At 57.4% G+C, this 18,016-nt stretch carries 13 protein-coding genes; 4 read left to right on the forward strand and 9 right to left on the reverse strand.

What is annotated here, in order from left to right; all coding sequences use genetic code 11:
• Positions 1–1,080 precede the first annotated feature (1,080 nt).
• The 3 genes from CTATCC11996_RS21435 to CTATCC11996_RS21445 all read left to right on the forward strand — a co-directional run bounded on the left by CTATCC11996_RS21435 (position 1,081) and on the right by CTATCC11996_RS21445 (position 5,095).
• Positions 1,081–2,235 (forward strand): GGDEF domain-containing protein, encoded by a 1,155-nt coding sequence (locus CTATCC11996_RS21435; RefSeq protein ID WP_238532434.1) that lies wholly within the window; start codon positions 1,081–1,083, stop codon positions 2,233–2,235.
• A 549-nt stretch (positions 2,236–2,784) separates the two neighbouring features.
• The gene (locus tag CTATCC11996_RS21440; protein WP_003080424.1) at positions 2,785–3,858 is read left to right on the forward strand and encodes a linear amide C-N hydrolase; all 1,074 of its coding nucleotides are present in this window, start codon (positions 2,785–2,787) and stop codon (positions 3,856–3,858) included.
• A gap of 397 nt (positions 3,859–4,255) precedes the next feature.
• The gene (locus CTATCC11996_RS21445) at positions 4,256–5,095 is read left to right on the forward strand and encodes an SDR family NAD(P)-dependent oxidoreductase (protein ID WP_003080426.1); all 840 of its coding nucleotides are present in this window, start codon (positions 4,256–4,258) and stop codon (positions 5,093–5,095) included.
• 1,079 nt (positions 5,096–6,174) lie between these two features.
• On the opposite strand, the gene CTATCC11996_RS21460 is transcribed toward CTATCC11996_RS21445, so the two are convergent.
• The 5 genes from CTATCC11996_RS21460 to hemN all read right to left on the reverse strand — a co-directional run bounded on the left by CTATCC11996_RS21460 (position 6,175) and on the right by hemN (position 13,548).
• Positions 6,175–7,425 carry a helix-turn-helix transcriptional regulator gene (locus tag CTATCC11996_RS21460; protein WP_003080430.1) on the reverse strand — a complete coding sequence of 417 codons (1,251 nt, stop codon included), beginning with the start codon at positions 7,423–7,425 and terminating at the stop codon, positions 6,175–6,177.
• Between the two features lie 182 nt (positions 7,426–7,607).
• A complete protein-coding gene (locus tag CTATCC11996_RS21465; protein WP_042437916.1) occupies positions 7,608–10,052 on the reverse strand; it encodes a sensor domain-containing protein in 2,445 nt (814 codons plus the stop codon).
• A gap of 41 nt (positions 10,053–10,093) precedes the next feature.
• On the reverse strand, positions 10,094–11,338 hold the full coding sequence (locus CTATCC11996_RS21470; protein WP_233506265.1) for an HD-GYP domain-containing protein: 1,245 nt from the start codon (positions 11,336–11,338) through the stop codon (positions 10,094–10,096).
• A 110-nt stretch (positions 11,339–11,448) separates the two neighbouring features.
• The gene (locus CTATCC11996_RS21475) at positions 11,449–12,162 is read right to left on the reverse strand and encodes a sulfite exporter TauE/SafE family protein (RefSeq protein WP_003080433.1); all 714 of its coding nucleotides are present in this window, start codon (positions 12,160–12,162) and stop codon (positions 11,449–11,451) included.
• A gap of 3 nt (positions 12,163–12,165) precedes the next feature.
• On the reverse strand, positions 12,166–13,548 hold the full coding sequence (gene hemN, locus CTATCC11996_RS21480) for an oxygen-independent coproporphyrinogen III oxidase (RefSeq protein ID WP_003080434.1): 1,383 nt from the start codon (positions 13,546–13,548) through the stop codon (positions 12,166–12,168).
• A gap of 268 nt (positions 13,549–13,816) precedes the next feature.
• Between hemN and fnr the strand changes: the two genes are divergently transcribed.
• The gene (fnr, locus tag CTATCC11996_RS21485; protein ID WP_034350040.1) at positions 13,817–14,539 is read left to right on the forward strand and encodes a fumarate/nitrate reduction transcriptional regulator Fnr; all 723 of its coding nucleotides are present in this window, start codon (positions 13,817–13,819) and stop codon (positions 14,537–14,539) included.
• Between the two features lie 63 nt (positions 14,540–14,602).
• Here the strand turns inward: fnr and CTATCC11996_RS21490 are convergent, their stop codons facing one another.
• From CTATCC11996_RS21490 to ccoP, 4 genes are all read right to left on the reverse strand, one after another.
• On the reverse strand, positions 14,603–14,866 hold the full coding sequence (locus CTATCC11996_RS21490) for a hypothetical protein (protein WP_003080436.1): 264 nt from the start codon (positions 14,864–14,866) through the stop codon (positions 14,603–14,605).
• A 257-nt stretch (positions 14,867–15,123) separates the two neighbouring features.
• On the reverse strand, positions 15,124–15,429 hold the full coding sequence (locus CTATCC11996_RS21495) for a FixH family protein (RefSeq protein WP_003080438.1): 306 nt from the start codon (positions 15,427–15,429) through the stop codon (positions 15,124–15,126).
• A 126-nt stretch (positions 15,430–15,555) separates the two neighbouring features.
• Positions 15,556–16,998 carry a cytochrome c oxidase accessory protein CcoG gene (ccoG, locus tag CTATCC11996_RS21500; protein WP_034349985.1) on the reverse strand — a complete coding sequence of 481 codons (1,443 nt, stop codon included), beginning with the start codon at positions 16,996–16,998 and terminating at the stop codon, positions 15,556–15,558.
• A gap of 82 nt (positions 16,999–17,080) precedes the next feature.
• Positions 17,081–17,992 (reverse strand): cytochrome-c oxidase, cbb3-type subunit III, encoded by a 912-nt coding sequence (gene ccoP / locus CTATCC11996_RS21505; RefSeq protein ID WP_003080451.1) that lies wholly within the window; start codon positions 17,990–17,992, stop codon positions 17,081–17,083.
• Between the last annotated feature and the right edge of the window lie 24 nt (positions 17,993–18,016).

Below are 18,016 nucleotides of genomic sequence, written 5' to 3' on the forward strand. Positions count from 1 at the left end.
GATACGCTCCACGCCCCCACTCATAGCGCATATCACTGTTTCCCATCGTCCGTTGGGCACCTTGCTCTTGCATGCGCCCGGCATCACGCCCCGGCATCATTGAGCAGCCCGCCAGCGTACTGGCTACTGCTGCAATTAAAAGTAGCGCTTTCATGACAACCCCTTGAGAAGAAGGAGTCTTCAAGACTATTCCTGAGGTGAGTGCCCGCTGTAAATTCTTGTTGAACGGCTACTTTGCTTACCTAATTCATACAACAGTCAGTATTCATGCGCTCTGTTTTTTGAAGCTTCGAAGCCATAAAACTTGGCTGTCTACCAGAGGTAGAGGCTGATCGGCTCTTTCGCGCAGGCTGATGAGTCCTTTGTTTCAGTGAAGGCACTGCGCGACGAATTCGTATGCCCAGACACGTATGCCGAGCGGCTGGACGAAAGGACCGTGCAGTGCCTCAAAGCAAAACCTTGACCCAGCTATTCACCTATCTGTTCTGTGCGCCATAGAAGGCACCATCACCTCCGGTCCAAGGACGCCCATTGTCGTCATACATCCAGCGATCCCGGTCGCCGCTCATATTCATGCCACCCATCGTCTGACTGGAACCCTCGGCAGGCATGGACCCTGAACTACGCCCCGGCATCATTGAGCATCCAGCCAGCGTACCGGCAAGTGCTGCGATTAAAAGTAGCGCCTTCATAGCAACTCCTTAAGAACGTGGAGCCTTGCAGGCTAGTCTTGCCGCGCGCGCCTCATGTAAGTTCTTGTTGAACTTCCTGTTTGCCTACCCAATTAGTGCACCAGCCCGGCTCAAGCAGGCTTTTTTGTTTCTGGAGCGCAATGTTCAAGAGCATGAACATTTACCGCTGTGCCCTAGGTCGTCATGTCGAGCTAAAGGCGTCAGGAAACACTTCTACCGATATAGCCTTCCAATGGCTCTGAGTCGCATTGTCTGACACCCCGATAGTTGTCAGTTCGATCCGAGCTTCGTCAGGTCACTCGCCGTAATTTTCCAGGGCCAGAATTCGGGCAAACTGTTATTTGTAACAACCAATCGCACTTTGCACTTCAGCGACCATTAACCGGCAATGGCTCACTCCCCTGAAAAAACACGCGGACCACCTTTGTGGGGCCCTAAGTCTTCATCGCCTCTTGCCGATGAAACTCAGCATTTCGAACGCTGGCGTAAGCGCACATGGCAGTTGCACGCTTCGGTCCTATTGAGCCATCTATATGCCTTCCTGCTATTCCTCGGCCACTGCTGGGCAGGCTACGTACCGTTGCATGCAGTGCTGCTGTATGGACTCTGGATAGGCGCAGGGATGGCCTTTATCACCTGGGCCTACGCCAGCGGCTGGAGCCAGACTCGGAGTGACCCTGGCTTGTTCTTCTGGCACCAGCTAGTCGCGGTTACAGGGGTGCTGGGCTTACTTGTCGCCGCTCCTCAGGCTGCGTTCCAGGCACTGGTTATGCTTCTGGTCTTCAGTACCGACGGCTTTCTTGCTCCGCGGCGTACCAGTTTCTGGATGACCTGGAGTTGCACGCTCATTGCAATTGCGTTGGCCGTTTATTGGGTAGGGCCACAGATGCGCATGACCACCGATACCCTCATCGGGCAGTTCCTCACTGTCGGTGTCATGCTCGGAGCGGTCGTCCGATGCAGCGTCCTGGTCACCTACTTTCGCAGCATGCAATATCGACTCAGTGCGAGTAATGAAAAACTGGCCGTCGCGCTGAAGCAGATTGAAAACTTGGTGCGCAACGATGACTTGACGGGACTGGCAAACCGCCGAGGGGTCATGGATCGACTGCAGCAATGTATTCATGCAGCTCAACGCAGAGGCGCCTCGTTTTGCATCGCAATGCTTGACATTGACTTCTTCAAACAGGTCAATGACCGTTACGGGCATGAAGGAGGAGATCAAGTGCTTCGAGCTTTTGGACAGCTTCTGTCTTCGCAGATTCGTGCAACCGATTGCGCTGGTCGTTACGGTGGAGAAGAATTTCTTCTGGTGCTCTGTGACACGCAACTGGCCCAGGCAGAAGTGCTGCTCGAAAGAATTCGCGAAAGCACAGAAGCACTCCCGTGGGCACAGTTAGTGCACAAGGATCTGCAAGTGACCTGTACGCTGGGTGCGGCTCAGTATCGACAGGGAGAAACCGCAGAAGCCCTCATCTCGCGCGCTGATGCTGCCATGTATCAAGGCAAGGCAGCTGGACGCAATCGCGTGGTACTCGCCTAGTTCAAATCTTTAGCTAGCCAAGGGCCTGATCCACCAGATAACGTCCTTATGGATGGTCATTCCCGCCCTCTACCCGCAGCTATCAAGAACTTGGCGCTTCTCGATACGATCATGGCCGCCGAGAGCCTGGACGATCGCCGCCTAATACTGATGGTGCCATTGCCAAGGGCAAGCTTCCGCGTCTGAATCCCGATCTAGTTGAAGCGAAGGGAGGCCAAGGCCGCAATGGTCTTGCATTCTTCCCGGACAGCGCCAGCATCGCCGACACCAAGGCCGCGCCCGGAGCCGACGTGCCATGCGAACAAGTGTTCTGAAGATCCACTTCTCGAGTCCTGCCTGCCATGCAACGTGATTTGTCTTTGGAAGAGCGCATGCACCTGACGTTCGCAAATCACCACTGCCTTGCTGGGCTTCTTGCAAGAGCGGGTACTGAGGGCGCTTGAATGTCTACAGCCTGGCATCCATGCCGCTGGAGCTTGATCAATATCTCACTACCGATGCATGTGGCATGCTTGGCACCATTCACATTTTTTAACCGTGGAGGCACTAATGAAGATGAACATGCCATGTATCCGCCCTCATGTGGCTGCTTTTGTGCTGGGAGTTTCAGGTCTTGCGGCGGTGTCCAGTTCCTGGGCATGCACACGACTGGTATTTCAGGGCGCCAACGGCCACGTGATCACTGCACGATCCATGGACTGGAAAAGTGACATCGTCAGCAACCTCTGGGTCCTGCCGCGAGGCATGCAGCGCACCGGCGAAACCGGCCCCAACACCGCGCGCTGGACATCCAAGTACGGCAGCGTCATCACCTCGGGCTATGACATTTCCACCACCGACGGCGTCAACGAGGCCGGCCTGAATGCCAACCTTCTGTGGCTCGTCGAGTCTCAATATCCCTCCTTCGGCGCCAATAGCAAGCCGGGTCTGTCAATCGCTGCCTGGGCTCAATATGTGCTGGACAACTTTGCGACCGTGCAGCAGGCTGTGGCCGCCCTGAGCGAAGAACCATTCACCCTGGTATCCGACACCATGCCGGGAGAAAATCGGCTGACCACCGTGCACCTCTCCATCTCCGATGCCAGCGGTGATAGCGCGATCGTGGAGTACATCGGCGGCAAGCAAGTCATTCATCATGGTCGCCAATACCAGGTCATGACAAACTCGCCGACCTTCGACCAGCAACTGGCGCTCAATACCTATTGGAAGCAGATTGGGGGCACCACCATGCTGCCCGGTACCAACCGTGCTGCAGACCGCTTCGCCCGCGCTTCGTTCTACGTCAACGCCATACCCAAGGATCAAAGCCCGAACAAGGCACTGGCCAGCGTCTTCAGCGTGATCCGCAATGCCTCCGTGCCGTACGGCCTCAATACCCCGGAAGAGCCCAATATCTCCTCCACCCGCTGGCGCACCGTGTTTGATCACGAGCGCAAGCTGTATTTCTTTGAGTCGGCACTGACACCCAACACATTCTGGGTGGACCTGAAGGCACTGGACTTCAGCAAGGAAAAAGGCAAGGTAATGAAGATCGATCTGGGACCGGACCAGAATCACACCTATTCCGGGGATGCAACCAAACAATTCAAAGCGTCGCCGCCATTCAAATTTCAAGGCATCTGAGCACTTCGCCGCGCTTGATCGGCCCCGATCCAAACCCGCACTGAGCGGGTTTTTTCTTTCTGGAGAGCGCGCTGCTTCAGCCCATGCTGCCAGTCGCTCCACCCTGCGTCCAGGCTGGCGCTGCTCTAGCGCAAAAGGAGTACCGACCTCACCCACTTGCAACCAGCGCGCGCCTCCTGACTGACAAGCAAGCAGGAATGCATCAATGGGCGCGTATCCCTAGTCTCATCAGACGATTTTCCTCAGCGGCGCCACTCCAAGAATCCGGCTGATGAGTTGCTCGATCTTCAACGGATGCATCGTCCCTGATGCGCAGATTGGAGTGCATGAGCCTCAAGCCAGACCGAAGAATCTTGATTCGTCTGAATGTTCCGGGACCCTATCGTAAGGAAGTGGCATGTCGTATACGTTGACTGGTTTTGAAGGCAAAGTGGCCGTAGTCACTGGTGCTGGCCGGATGCGCAGCATCGGTCGGCCCATTGCACTGGCATTGGCGCAGGCGGGTTGTGATGTTGTCTTGACGGGCACGGGCCGCGCCCCCGAAACCTATCCGGAAGATGAGCGCGAGGCGCATTGGCGCGATATCGAATCGGTGGCAGATGAAATCCGCCAGCTCGGGCGCCGCGCCCTGCCTGTGGTTTCCGACGTCAGCAACCCAGAGTCCATCGACGCACTGCTTGCACGCACGATTGCAGAATTGGGGCGTGTGGATTTTCTGATCAACAACGCGGGCGCAACCCGCGGCGACGACCGCATCCCGGTGACGGAGCTATCCATCGATACATGGCATCGGGTGATGAATGTCAACCTGAACGGAACCTTCTATATGTCTCGTGCGTTCGCAAAACAAATGGGGGAACAGGGAGACGGCGGCGCCATCATCAATATTTCATCGCTGGCAGCGCAGCTGCTGGCACCCGACACCGGGGCCTACGCCACCACCAAGGTGGCCATCAATGGTCTGAGCACCATCATGGCGCGAGAGCTTGGCCCCAAGAAGATCCGCGTGAATGTCGTGGCTCCAGGCATCGTGGAAACAAGTCGCCTGGATGATGTGCCTCGCGGCAAAGTGTGGGACGACATGATCGCCGGCTACATCTCTCTGGGTCGGGCAGGTACCGGCGAAGACATCGCCCACTTGGTCACATTCCTGTGCAGCGATCAAGGCGAGTGGATCACCGGTCAGAACATCTACGTCGACGGCGGCCATCTGCCAACGCCAAGACGTCCGACATGAATTAACTGCACTCCAAACGTGAGCCACATGAGTGAGCCCTGACAAGCCACTTCAACCGGCAAACAGGCTCGCCACCGAGCGAGCTTTTAACTTCCTGGAGCGCGATGCGCACTGCACCATTAAGCAAATCCCATACCCTTTACAGCCGCTTCGTAACGTACAGAGCGGACCGTCAAGGCCGAGTGGCTTGACGTTCAGATTCAGGAAGCAAGAAAGGCCGCCGTCCGATTCCTTCATGAGCACAGGGAGTGCTGGCACAGGACCCACATCACTCTATCGAGCGTGAATATCACCGACGCGAATGACGACAGGCCCCTGACCTTGATCGTGCTTTGTCGCAGCCAGCCCATGAATTGCTTGCCAATGGGCTCTGTATGCCGCCAGATTCTGCCCCGCTCCAGCAAGTTCCTTGGCTCTCGTCAGGCGCTCAAGCGCATCGCCACTGATAGCTGCCGATCGAGCCTCACCGTTGGTCCTGTACTCAAACACGACCCTGCGCGGGCTCATTTCATACGTTGCACTGGCATCCATTCGATCCATACATGCCTCACTCAATTAATCAGAAGCAGTTTACCCATAGCTCTCAACTATTTAAATTTTACTTTCTGGCGCCCTGTGATCACCACTCAATCTGGTAGGTGCTGCGGCAGCTTCCGCGCATCCATCCCTTCCAGCTTTCAAGAAGGCCAGAGACGAGCACCGCCCTGCAGCCACTGCCCACAAACACCCCGGCCCTTCGCGTGCTTTTCTCATTCGGGGTGCAGAAATAGAAAGCGAGATCCCCGAGCATGCCGCAAAGCATTGCAAACAACTGCCACCCTGTTCCCCTGCATGCAGCCTGTGCGGGCAACTCAGCCGACAGTGCTCGATGCTCTCGCCTCTGCAGCAAGCGTACCAGGCGGCCCACTGAAAGACTGCGATCGGCATTCGACAGCTCCAGACGTCGGTGGAGTGCTTGCCTTCGCATTCAAAGCTGGTTTCAACCTTGCAGGCTGCGTCTCCGCCGTGATAGTGCCGACCTCCAAGGCATGGGCCCAGCCGGTGAATGAGGACCTTTTTGCCTGTTTCCCGAGCTGGAATCAATGATTGCCCAGCCAGGCCACGCTGTTGAGAAAGAGTCTCACCAGTTCGGTCTGACGACGAACACCGGTCTTGGAGAAGATGGAGCGCAAATGGGCACGGGCGGTATTGGGTTTGATACCCAACGCCTCGGCCGCCTCCTCCAAAGACATGCCGTTGCTCAGATGCGTGGCCACTGCTGTCTCTGCAGGAGTCAGATGGAAAAGCTGTTGTGTGAGCTTGACGGGCGGCTCTGCCTTGCCCGTCGTATCGCGCAGAAAAACCGCTACGCTGGGACGCTGCTTGCCTTCGGTCCATTCGTCGGGAGAGATGCTCTGCACCACCACACCCCAGTTGAGTTGACCGGACTGGCGAGTGATGGACATGCCCTCAGTCATGGAGACGCTCTCCAGCTTGGGCGAAAGCAAGGCATCACGGATCAGACGCTGCAGCCGGCGATTGTCATTGGCATAGACCGCCTCGAGCGCACCGTTGTTGACCCGTATTCCATCACCCACGTTCAAAATGGTGGTGGCCGCCGGGTTGGCCTCGATCATTTTCCCCGTCTGATCGAGAATGACCACGCCCATCATCAGCTGCGCGGTGGCACGCCCGTATAGCGAGATGACCTGCCGGTCGCGATGCAGATTCAGCTGCATGTTCAACACCCGCTTGAGGTGCGGCACCAACATGCGCACCATGTCCAGATGTGCTGAATCGAATGCTCCCGCCGCCGCTGGCCGCGTGATGCGCCAACCATAGGAGCAGCCGTTATCGGTCATGACATCCACGGCCAGAATGTGCTCGATGTCCACCCCCTTGCACCAGTCGGTGTAGTAGCGACAGGAATGCCATTCGGCCTCCGTCATCACATCCAGCAGGGTGAGCACCTTGTCCTTGACGATACCGAGAAACGGACTCCATTGCGCATAAGGGTCGTAAGGAATGACTTCGGAGCGACCGCCCGTTGCTGAAATTACCCAGCCCACATTCTCACCATGAGGGTCTCGCACCACGAGCGAGGCGTAGTTGCCATTGGCGCTTGAGCGCAGCAGCTCCAGAAATACCTTCCAGTTCTGCGGGTCCATGGCTGACTCGTACAGCGCAGTAATCAGTTGACTCAGGGCTTCGGCACCGATGACCGATGCCTGCTCCGGCGAAGAAGCTGCCTCAGGCTCCACAGCGTTAGGAACGGGAAAGCCGGCGATGGCCTGAAGAGCATCCGAGCGATAGTTGTAGAAATCAAAAGATGCGTAATCGCTTTTGGGCATTTGCTGTCTCAAAAAATCCGGCCCATCAAATACTGCACAGTTACTCAACTCTGCGCGCGTTCTTCATTGATGCACGCACCCGGAAGTCGGCCCAAGAAATGCCTTGATTTTGCTGAATCCTCAGAAACTGCGCATCGTCAAATCAGACGATAGGAAACCTAGCAAAAAAGCATGTCCCCCGACTATTGCAGACCTGCAATATGAATACCGCTGGCATCGTCATCCGGCGAATACGGCTGAACCCTCGGCTCCTGCTCGGATGCGCTCTGCTCCAAACGCTTTCGGAATTGCTCCGCAGGCAAGGCTGGCGAGCACAGATAGCCCTGAAAGTAGTCGCCTTGTAACTGCTCAATTGCCTGGCATTGCTCCTGTGTTTCCACACCTTCTGCCACAAGCTCCACGCCCAATGCCTGCCCCATGCTGATGATGGCGCCCACAATGGCCTTGTCTCCCGCATCGTGCGGCAGGCCGCGAACAAAACTCTGGTCGATCTTGATCTTGGAGATCGGCAGTTTTTTCAAATAAGCCAAGCTCGAATAGCCGGTACCGAAGTCGTCAATGACCAGACCCACACCCAGTTCTGCGATCTGGTGGACACGCAAAGCCATTTCCTGCGCCTCCTGCAGCAAAATGCTCTCGGTCAACTCCAGCTCCAGCCACTGTGCCGGCAAGCCGCTGGCTTCCAGCACAGATTTGAGGCGATCCACAAAGTCCGGCTGCCTGAACTCCAGCGCGGAGACATTCACCGATACCTTGACGGGCATGTCCATGGCCAGCCAGCGCGCCGCCTCTTGTACTGATTGCTCCAGCACCCAGGCATCCAGCGCAACCACATAGCCGGACTCCTCCGCCAAGGGAATGAAGGCTGCAGGAGAGATCACCCCCAGTTCGGGGTCCGTCCATCGAAGCAAAGCCTCTGCCGCCACGATGCGACCCGAACGGATATGTACCTGTGGCTGAAAGTGCACGGCCATATGCCCCTTGTCAAGCGCCTGGCGCATGGCATGCTCCAGCTTCATGCGCGAGAGCAGACCCGCACTCATTTGCGGCTGATAGAAGCTGAAATTGCCGCGTCCACGCTCCTTGACGCGATACATGGCGATATCGGCCTGGCGAATCAGCTCGTCCAGCGTCAAACCATCTGCCGGAAATTGCGCAGCCCCAATGCTGCACTGAACGGAAAAGCCCAGACCGTCAAGCATGAAGGGCTGGCGCATTTCGTCCAGGATACGGGCGGCCACGGCCGAAGCCCCTTCCCCCGTGCAATCATGCAGATAGAGAACAAATTCATCTCCGCCCTGACGGCACAGCACATCGGCAGGGCGCAGCAGTCCGCTCAGCCGCTGAGCAACCAGCTTGAGCACCCGGTCGCCGAAGTCATGGCCCAGTGAATCGTTGATGATCTTGAAACGGTCCAGATCCAGAAACAGAATGCTGAAAGGCTGCTGTGTGAAGCGCGCAGCAGTGATGGCGGCTTGCACGTGACGGCTCAAACTCAGGCGATTGGGCAGCCCTGTCAACGCATCACTGTAAGCCAGCTGCTCAATCTGCTTTTGTGCACTGCGCTGCATGGTCATGTCGCGCATAAAGCCAATGCTTTGCACTAGACGCCCATAGCCGTCACGCAATGCCACCCAGGACAGCCAGACCGCGCAGCGCTGACCTTCACTCTGCTTGAGCCAAAGATTACCCTCCCAGAAGCTGCCCACATCCCAGCGCGCAGCGGCCAGCTCCAGCAGGTCGGACACAGCCCCCCCCTCGGACTCGAACAGAGTCCAGGCAGCGAGCCCCAGCACCGCCTTGCCATGCAGCAACTGCCCGCCAGCCGGGTTGACCTGAACGATGACACCATTGGCATCGGCAATGAAGATACCGTCCAGGCTGGACTCGAACACTCTTGCAGCCAGACGCAGCTCGGTCGCCGAGCTGGATTCCACCGTGATGTCTCGATACGAGTAGATACGTCCTATTGCCACACCGCGACTGAGCTGAGGCACGGAGCGGCGCTCCAGAACCCTGCCATTGAGCAGTTGCAGTACCTCCGAGGTTTCAGGAGCTGACAGGTCCTGCGCATCCTGCAAAAGAGTGAACTGACTCTCGCTGCTGATGGTCTGCGCTTCCAGGTGGGTAAAGATGGCCGCATCATCTCGCTGCACGAGCAGTGGTTCGGGTAGTTGCCACAGCTCCGCGAAACGGTGGTTGAATGCACGAATGCCGCCGCGCAGATCACAGACCAGCATGCCGTCTGCAGCGGACTCAAGCGTCGCCCGCAACTCAGCAAGCAGCATGTCCAGTTCGCTCTCGTGCCGCAACTGCTCGCTGCGGTCGAGCATGGTGAGCATCAACCAGCGTGGGTTCAGGGCGACGGAGCCCACCCCCATCTCCACAGCTGTCAATGAACCATTGGCTGTACAAATTTCCGTGAGAAATTTCGCACCACCCACCCAGTTTGAGGCATCCTGCCAGAACGCTTTTTGCACCAGAGAGGCGCACAGCACATCCACATACTGCTCCTGCGCCTGCTCGGGCGTGTAGCCTGTGAGTTGCATACTGGCTGCATTGGCATGCACGACACGCAACGTCTGCGCATCCAGCAGCCAGACCGCCTCCTGCAAACCATCGAGCATGGAGGCAAGCAGAGGGTCAATCAAAAAACTCTGCTGCAAAGTCACGCGAGGTCTTTCTCGGCAGCAGGTGCTGCAGAACTATCAAAAAAGTAGCAAAGACGCCTTTGCGGCTGTAAAGCTTCTAACGCATTTCGAGAAAGCTGATTTCGCGTCAACCCTCGGCGAATACCCAAACCCACATATTCAAGCAAATCTACGAACCGCAGTTTCTGCGGCGCCTGAATGTCATAGGTCAGCACCTGCGGCTTGAGCGACTGGCTGGTGTTGACGGACACCACCACGCCCATCCGCCCATCGCTTAGCTCCACCAAAGAGCCCGGCGGATAGACCCCCAAGGTCTGCACGAATGCCTTGAGCACATCGGGCGCATATCGCTGGCGATACTGCCCGTAAAGTGCAGCCATGGCTTCATGAGGCGTCATTTCGTTGCCTTGCAGTGGCAGATTGCACAAGCGCTCAAAATTATTGACCAGCGCCAGGATCTGTCCGGCAATGTCCATATCTGCGGCCAGCAAGCCGAGTGGAAAGCCTGACCCATCGGCCCATTCATGATGCTGGGCGATGGCCGTCGTGACGGAAGGAGGATAGCCCATGGATAGAGCCAATGCCACTGACTCTCCGACATGACGTGCATACACGGTCTCTCGCAGAGGCGTGCGGCCCGTGCCTTGATTCAGTGCGTTGGCCGATGCGGAAATCTCCAGCCCCGGCTTGCCCATGTCATGCAACAGCGCCGCCGTGCCCAGATCCTGCAATACGTCATTGCGCAGGCCCAGCGTCTTGCCCAGCAACAGACTCAGTACGGAGACATTGACACCATGAACGCCAAAGGTGGCGCCCCCCGTATCCGCGAGCAGATGCAAACTCAGATCACGAGCCTGTGCCAGTTTGACGACTTGCTGCGCAACCAGCATATCCGTCGTTGTTCGAGCCTTCTCGGGGTTGACTGGCAACAAGGCCTGCACGTCATCAAATACGGAAACCGCGCCCAGAAACCTGGATTGCAGGCCCAAAATACTGTTGCGCCATGCATGCGCATCGTTCTCGGGGGGGCAAGGAGCGGGTTGAGGGTCTGCAGCCACAGACGCTGCCGCCTCTTCCAGATCACTTCTTGAGAGATCGACCTGAACTGCCTTGAGCTTCAGAGTCCTTAGTGTCTGCAACTGCTCGTCATTGACAATCTTGAAGCTGCTGACGGGAAATGGATGGCGCAACCAGCCAGTCTCCAGATGGACATACATGCCGATACGCAGTTGTCCGATATCAATAGCAACGAAACGATTCACTTTGAGCGCTACACACAAGATAAGACATTATTCCGCAGTTCCATGACTGCTCAACCATGACTAGGGTCTGTTGGGATGCAAACAGCATCAACAAGCCCCTCTTGTGTGACTTATCGGCACCAAAGGCTGGGTTTGTAGACCAGGTCCATCCACAAAGCCCAACTCGCAACACCAATCAGCATCAGACCTGCGACTCTAGTGCCCCACCTGGCCCGCAATGCATTGACATGTGACTGCCCCAATTGCCACAGCCAGGGTCCCGCCAGCAGCCACACTGCGCCGCCGACTGCAAAGGCTGCCATGGACAAAGCACCTTGCCAGGCACCGCCACTCAAGGCTGCCACCAATACCGCCGAATACAGCAAACCACAAGGCATCAGTGCCCAGGCAAAGCCGGCGGCCAGACTGCCGCCCGGCGCAGTGACCAAGGGCTGAACCCTGGCCCAGACGGAACGCCCCGCCCGCTCCAGCCAGGCTGGTTGCCGCGCCTGCACCACCATGGCCAGTCCCCAGGCCATTACCGCCACATGCATCAGCGTCCAAAGTCTCTGCAATGCCGTTGTCTGACTGGTCAGCCAGGCCAGACTTTCCATGGCCACGGCCGCAATCCCGCCCAGCAGGGCATAGGCAGCGATGCGGCCCAGATGAAACAGGCTAGTACGCAGCCACTGGCGTTTCTGCAGGCCGTGCACGGCAATGGGCTGCCCGCCACCGATGGGCTTCGCTGCTGTGACCACACTGCAGGGGGCAGCGCACATCACAAGACAATGGGGCCCACCCACGAGCCCCATGATCAAAGCAGTCCAGACCAGCGAAAACAACATGCGCTAGATGATGCGTGAAAAGCGGGCGCGGTTCCGGTCGGCCTGCAAATATCGGTCAAACAGCATGGCTACTCCGCGCACAAAAAACCAGCCCAGGCCGGTGACCTTGAAGCCCTCGACGGACAGTTCGACCAAGCCGTTGCGCTGCATCTCCGCCAGCGCATCAAGCTCCGCAGCGAAGTACTCGCGGAAATTGATGAGCCAGGCCTGCTCCATGGGTTCATACAGGACGGAGCCCTGGCACATGATGGACATGATGACGGCTCTGCGTACCAGATCGTCACGCGAAAGCGCCAATCCGCGCTGCACGGGCAGCACGCCACCATCGACGGCGTCGTAATACTCTTCAAGAGTCTTGACGTTCTGACTGTAGGTCGCGCCCACCTTGCCGATAGCCGATACGCCCAGTGCAATCAGATCGCAATCAGGCTGGGTGCTGTAGCCCTGAAAGTTGCGATGCAAGCGCCCCTGACGCTTGGCAATGGCCAGAGAGTCGTCAGGCAGTGCAAAGTGGTCCATGCCTACATAGACATAGCCGCCATTCATGAACGCATCGATTGCGCCGGAGAGCATGTTCAGCTTGTCCTGTCCCATGGGCAGGTCTGCCGATTCGATACGCCTTTGCGGTTTGAAACGCTCGGGCAGATGCGCATAGGCATACAGCGCAATGCGATCGGGGCGCAGCTCATTGACCTGTGCCAGCGTGCGCGCAAAAGACTCGGGCGTCTGTCTGGGCAGCCCGTAGATCAGGTCCACATTGATGGAGACAAAGCCCAGGCGGCGCGCCTCGGCCACCAACGCAAAGACTTGCTCGGCGGGCTGCTCGCGGTGCACCGCTTTCTGCACCGCGGGATCAAAGTCCTGCACGCCAAAGCTCAGTCGATTGAACCCCATGTCCTTGAGAGCTCTCAGCCGCTCGTTGCTGACAGTGCGCGGATCGACCTCGATGGAGTACTCGCCCGCCGGATCCAGCTTGAAATGCTCACGCATCAAGACCATCAGTTGCTGCAACTCGGCATCGCTGAAGAAGGTCGGTGTGCCTCCACCCAGATGCAGCTGGCTTACGAGCTGGCCTTTGCCGCAATGCTCGGTATGCATGGCCAGCTCTCGACTCAGGTAGTCCAGATACTCGGCAGCCTTTTCATGATGCTTGGTCACGATCTTGTTGCAGGCGCAGTAATAGCAAAGCGACTCACAGAACGGCACATGCACATAAACGGACAGGGGCAAAGCGCGCGAGCCGGAATGCGTCTTGCGCTGCTTTAGTGCCAGTATGTAGTCGTCTGCACCAAAAGCCTCAACAAAACGGTCGGCTGTTGGGAACGATGTGTAGCGTGGGCCGGGGATATCAAAGCGGCTCAGCAACTCAGGCGTGACTGCGGTCATAACTGGGAGTTAGGGTGCGCCCACACACTGTATGGAGCATATTTCAATGGAAATCAGATCCTGAAAATCATGCCCAAAATAGGCAAAAGCGCATGTTTTTGAACGAATATAGGCAATGTGCCCCAAGGCAATCACCCTGTCCTTGATGAAAATCAAGAGACTTCAAGGCAAGTGCTGCGACAATTTGATCCATCTCATCTTCAACCACGAGGTCAATGACCAGCGCGACTCTCCACTCTGTGCCTGTCTGCGCGGTTGCAAAAAGCCCATGAATCTTCAGACCATCAAAGCATCCTGCTCCAACTGCAATCTGCGTGAACTGTGCATGCCCATGGGCCTGGACGATGAACAAATGGAGCGCATTGACGAGATTGTGGCCACGCGCCGCAAAATCAAGCGCGGCGGGCTGCTGTTTCGCAATGGCGAAGAGTTCACTTCCCTGTATGCCATTCGAACCGGCTTCTTCAAGACCAGCGTGGCCACCGAAGACGGACGCGATCAGGTCACAGGCTTTCAGATGGCGGGCGAAATCATTGGTCTGGACGGCATCGTCAACGACCACCACACTTGCGATGCCGTGGCCCTGGAAGACGCCGAGGTCTGTGTCATGCCGTTTGACAAACTGGAGCAGCTCTCGCGCGAGGTCACGGCCCTGCAGAACCACGTGCACAAGGTCATGAGCCGCGAAATCGTGCGCGAGCATGGCGTGATGCTGCTGCTGGGCAGCATGCGTGCCGAAGAACGCCTGGCGGCCTTTGTGCTGAACCTGGTCCAGCGCCTGTCGGCACGCGGCTTTTCGAAGTCGGAGTTGGTGCTGCGCATGACGCGAGAAGAAATCGGCAGCTATCTGGGCCTCAAGCTGGAAACCGTGAGTCGCACCTTCTCCAAGTTCGCCGAGGAAGGCATCATCGAAGTCAAGCAGCGCCACCTGCGCATTCTGGATACCGAGGCGCTCAAACGCATCGTCAACAGCCAGCAATGCCAGAGCTGAACCGAGTCAGCAGACGCACTCAAGACAAAGCCCGCGGACAGCGGGCTTTTTTGTCTGGGCGAATTACTCGGGCAGAGGCTCGGAAACAATGCCTCCATTGAGATCGCTGACGGAGCGCCCCAGCATCACCGTCATCGCACCTCCGATCAGGGTCACGACCCAGAAGGCAAAAAAAGCGACCGTATAGATGGCCTGGCGCGACCAGTCCAGAGGGGAGCCCAGCCAGTGCACATCCAGCGGGTCCACAAAGGCAAAAACCACCATCTCCATGATTGCCGCCGCCAGAAAGGCCGGCCAGACAATCCACATCCAGCGTCGAGCATCCATCCTGATTCTCCTTGGGCTGTGGGCTTGGTCATATTTTGCACAACAGTGGTGACCATTCATGCAGGACTGCGGGCATGCACCGTGGCGGGAAACCCTGAATCACTCTCTTTTCAGTAGCACCCTGCGCCATCCGAATAACAAAAAACCATTTATTGCTGCATCAACGTTAGACAGAGCATGCGCAGCATGCTCTGATTTTGATATCGGGAACAAAAAAGGCCGCAAAAGCGACCTTGGCGGAGCAAGCGCCGGAGCGCTCAGCGATCCAGCGGATGATCCTTGGCTGGAGTGGCCGCATGATTGCGGCCGGTGACTGCAGGGGCCATGCTTTTTTCACTTTCGCTCAGGCGCTGGTTGATTTCCATGCCATGGCGGTAGTAGTCAGGGTCAATCACGGGATCGGGCCTGCTCAGTGCGATGTATGCGGTGACAAAGCCGGCAATCACCACGATCACAGGGCCGGCGATGATGAGCCAGACATGGGCAAACTTCCACCACGGCTTGCCGTCCTCGGGGTGGATGATCTTGGCCGTTTGCGAGACCTTGGCTTGTGCTGCCGACATGATGAAACCTCTTTCCAAAATTCTGGCCACCCAGGCACATATGGCAAGGTGGCATAGATTGCTGCCGATTGGCAGTGTCCTTGTCCGGCCTCCGTGATGGCTCACGAAGACCGGCAAGACCTGGCATCAACGCGGCACCAGGAACACCGTCTTCTCGGAAATACGCCCTGCTCCGGCAGTCACTGCATCCACATTGAAGTGTACGGGGTGCGAGCCGGGAGCTGCGGAGCCATACGGAATCTGCAGCCGCACCGCAATGCCGCGCGTCTCGGCAGGGCCAACGGTCACTTCCTGCTCGGATGCGACTTCCAGATTCTCCAGGCCCACGGCGCTGATACGGTAGTGCTGCTCGGACTCGGTGGCGTTCATGATCTGCAGACGGTAGACGTTCTCCAGCTTGCCTCCCGCCACGATGCGCGAAAGCGCAGCACGGTCGCGAATCACGTCGACCTTGAGCGGCTCGCGCAGCACCAGACTGGCGATCATGGCGGCGCTCAGGGCCACCAGCACGGCCGAGTAGATCAACACACGGGGGCGGAAAATGCGGCGGATCACCTGCACCTGCTTCCAGGCCTTGGCCACGGCATTCTGAGTGGTCAGCCGGATCAGGCCGCGCGGATACTCCATCTTGTCCATCACGGAGTTGCAGGCATCGATGCACAGACCGCAGCCAATGCACTCGTACTGCAGCCCTTTGCGGATATCGATGCCCACGGGGCAGACCTGAACGCAAAGCTTGCAATCTATGCAGTCCCCCAGACCCTGAGCCTTGTAGTCAACGTCCTTCTTGCGCGGACCACGAGCCTCGCCACGTTCGGCGTCGTAGCTGACGATCATGGTGTCCTTGTCGAACATGGCACTCTGAAAGCGTGCATAGGGACACATGTACTTGCAGACCTGCTCGCGCATATAGCCAGCATTGCCGTAGGTGGCGAAGCCGTAGAACGCCACCCAGAAAATCTGCCAGTTGCCCTGGAAGGCCATCAACTCCACACCCAATTCACGGATGGGCACGAAGTAGCCGACAAAGGTGAAGCCTGTCCAGAGAGACAGAACGATCCAGAGAAACTGCTTGAGCGACTTTTTCCAGATCTTCTCCAAAGTCCAGCCGTTCTTGTCGATACGCATGCGGGCACTGCGATCGCCTTCGACCTTGCTTTCGATCCACATGAAGATCTCGGTGTAGACCGTCTGCGGACAGGAGAAGCCACACCACAGACGCCCGGCCACGGCGGTAAACAGGAACAGCCCCAGCGCGCTGATGATCAGCAGCCCCGTCAGATAGATGAAGTCCTGCGGATACAGCACCAGTCCGAACAGATAGAAGCGCCGGGCTCCCAGATCGAACAACACCATCTGGCGCTCGCCCCACTGCAGCCAGGGCAGGCCGTAGAAGACGATCTGGGTCAGAAACACCATGGCCCAGCGCCACCGTGAGAACACGCCGCTAATAGAGCGTGAGTACACTTTTTGCTCGGAAGCGAACATCGGCACCAACTCAGGCCCGCCCTCGTGAGGCTCAGGCGTGATCGGTATGACTTTTCGGGGCTTTCCCTGATCGCACGGCATCGCAGTTCCTTAATATTTTTGTAATTACTGAAAATTGAAACGCGAAAAAGGCGGTGCCAGAGCACCGCCTTTTAAGAACGCATTACTTCTGGTTTTGCGTATTCGAAAGACTCCAGACATAGGAAGCCAACACGGCAATTTGAGCCTCCGTCAACTTCTCTTTCTGGGCAGGCATCTCATTGTGCTTGCCGTTGTTGACAATGTTGACGATTGCCGCCTCACCCCAGCCATGCAGCCAGATGTCATCGGTCAGGTTAGGCGCTCCCAGTGCAGGGTTGCCCTTGCCGTCCATGCCGTGACAAGCCGCACAGGCCACGAACTTGGACTTGCCTTGCGAAGCCTTGACGGCATCGTGAGGGCTGCCCGAAAGGCTCAGCACATAGTGCGCCACATTGCGCACATCTTCCGCCGAGCCCACGGCTGCCGCCATGGGCGGCATCATGCCGATACGGCCGTTGGTGATGGTCTCCCTGATCTTTTCGGGAGATCCACCATGCAACCAGTCACCGTCCGCCAGATTCGGGAAGGACTTGCTGCCGCGAGCGTCAGAGCCGTGGCATTGGGCACAGTTGTTCATGAACAGACGCTCGCCAATAGCCATGGCCTGAGGGTCCTTGGCCATTTCTTCGGTAGGCATGCTGGTGAACTTGGCATACAGGGGCTCCAGGTCCGCCTTGGCCTTGGCCATTTCCTTGTCGTAGGCGCCGGTCTGGCTCCAGTCCAGCTTGCCGCTGAAGCCACCCAGACCTGGGTAGACCACAAGATAGCCCAGGCTGAAAACCACGGTGATCACGAACAGACCCATCCACCACTTGGGCATGGGGTTGTTGAGTTCACGCAGGTCTTCGTCCCAGACGTGGCCCGTGGTGTTGTCGCCCGAGGGAACGACCTTCTTGCTGGCCACCAGAATCAGCAGCAGCAAGCAGCCAAAGATGCCGATCAGCGTAATCGCCGCGACATACACCGACCAGAAATTGTTAATGAAATCGCTCATGGGATGTTCTCGTTGTGGTGATCA

The organism is Comamonas testosteroni ATCC 11996, from assembly GCF_000241525.1.
GTDB lineage: Bacteria > Pseudomonadota > Gammaproteobacteria > Burkholderiales > Burkholderiaceae_C > Comamonas > Comamonas testosteroni.

Bases quoted from the DNA above. Each gene is read 5' to 3' on its own strand.
- CTATCC11996_RS21435 (WP_238532434.1), top strand. From the start codon at position 1,081: ATGGCTCACTCCCCTGAAAAAACACGCGGACCACCTTTGTGGGGCCCT.
- CTATCC11996_RS21440 (WP_003080424.1), top strand. From the start codon at position 2,785: ATGAAGATGAACATGCCATGTATCCGCCCTCATGTGGCTGCTTTTGTG.
- CTATCC11996_RS21445 (WP_003080426.1), top strand. From the start codon at position 4,256: ATGTCGTATACGTTGACTGGTTTTGAAGGCAAAGTGGCCGTAGTCACT.
- CTATCC11996_RS21460 (WP_003080430.1), bottom strand. From the start codon at position 7,425: ATGCCCAAAAGCGATTACGCATCTTTTGATTTCTACAACTATCGCTCG.
- CTATCC11996_RS21465 (WP_042437916.1), bottom strand. From the start codon at position 10,052: ATGCTCGATGGTTTGCAGGAGGCGGTCTGGCTGCTGGATGCGCAGACG.
- CTATCC11996_RS21475 (WP_003080433.1), bottom strand. From the start codon at position 12,162: ATGTTGTTTTCGCTGGTCTGGACTGCTTTGATCATGGGGCTCGTGGGT.
- hemN (WP_003080434.1), bottom strand. From the start codon at position 13,548: ATGACCGCAGTCACGCCTGAGTTGCTGAGCCGCTTTGATATCCCCGGC.
- fnr (WP_034350040.1), top strand. From the start codon at position 13,817: ATGAATCTTCAGACCATCAAAGCATCCTGCTCCAACTGCAATCTGCGT.
- CTATCC11996_RS21490 (WP_003080436.1), bottom strand. From the start codon at position 14,866: ATGGATGCTCGACGCTGGATGTGGATTGTCTGGCCGGCCTTTCTGGCG.
- CTATCC11996_RS21495 (WP_003080438.1), bottom strand. From the start codon at position 15,429: ATGTCGGCAGCACAAGCCAAGGTCTCGCAAACGGCCAAGATCATCCAC.
- ccoG (WP_034349985.1), bottom strand. From the start codon at position 16,998: ATGCCGTGCGATCAGGGAAAGCCCCGAAAAGTCATACCGATCACGCCT.
- ccoP (WP_003080451.1), bottom strand. From the start codon at position 17,992: ATGAGCGATTTCATTAACAATTTCTGGTCGGTGTATGTCGCGGCGATT.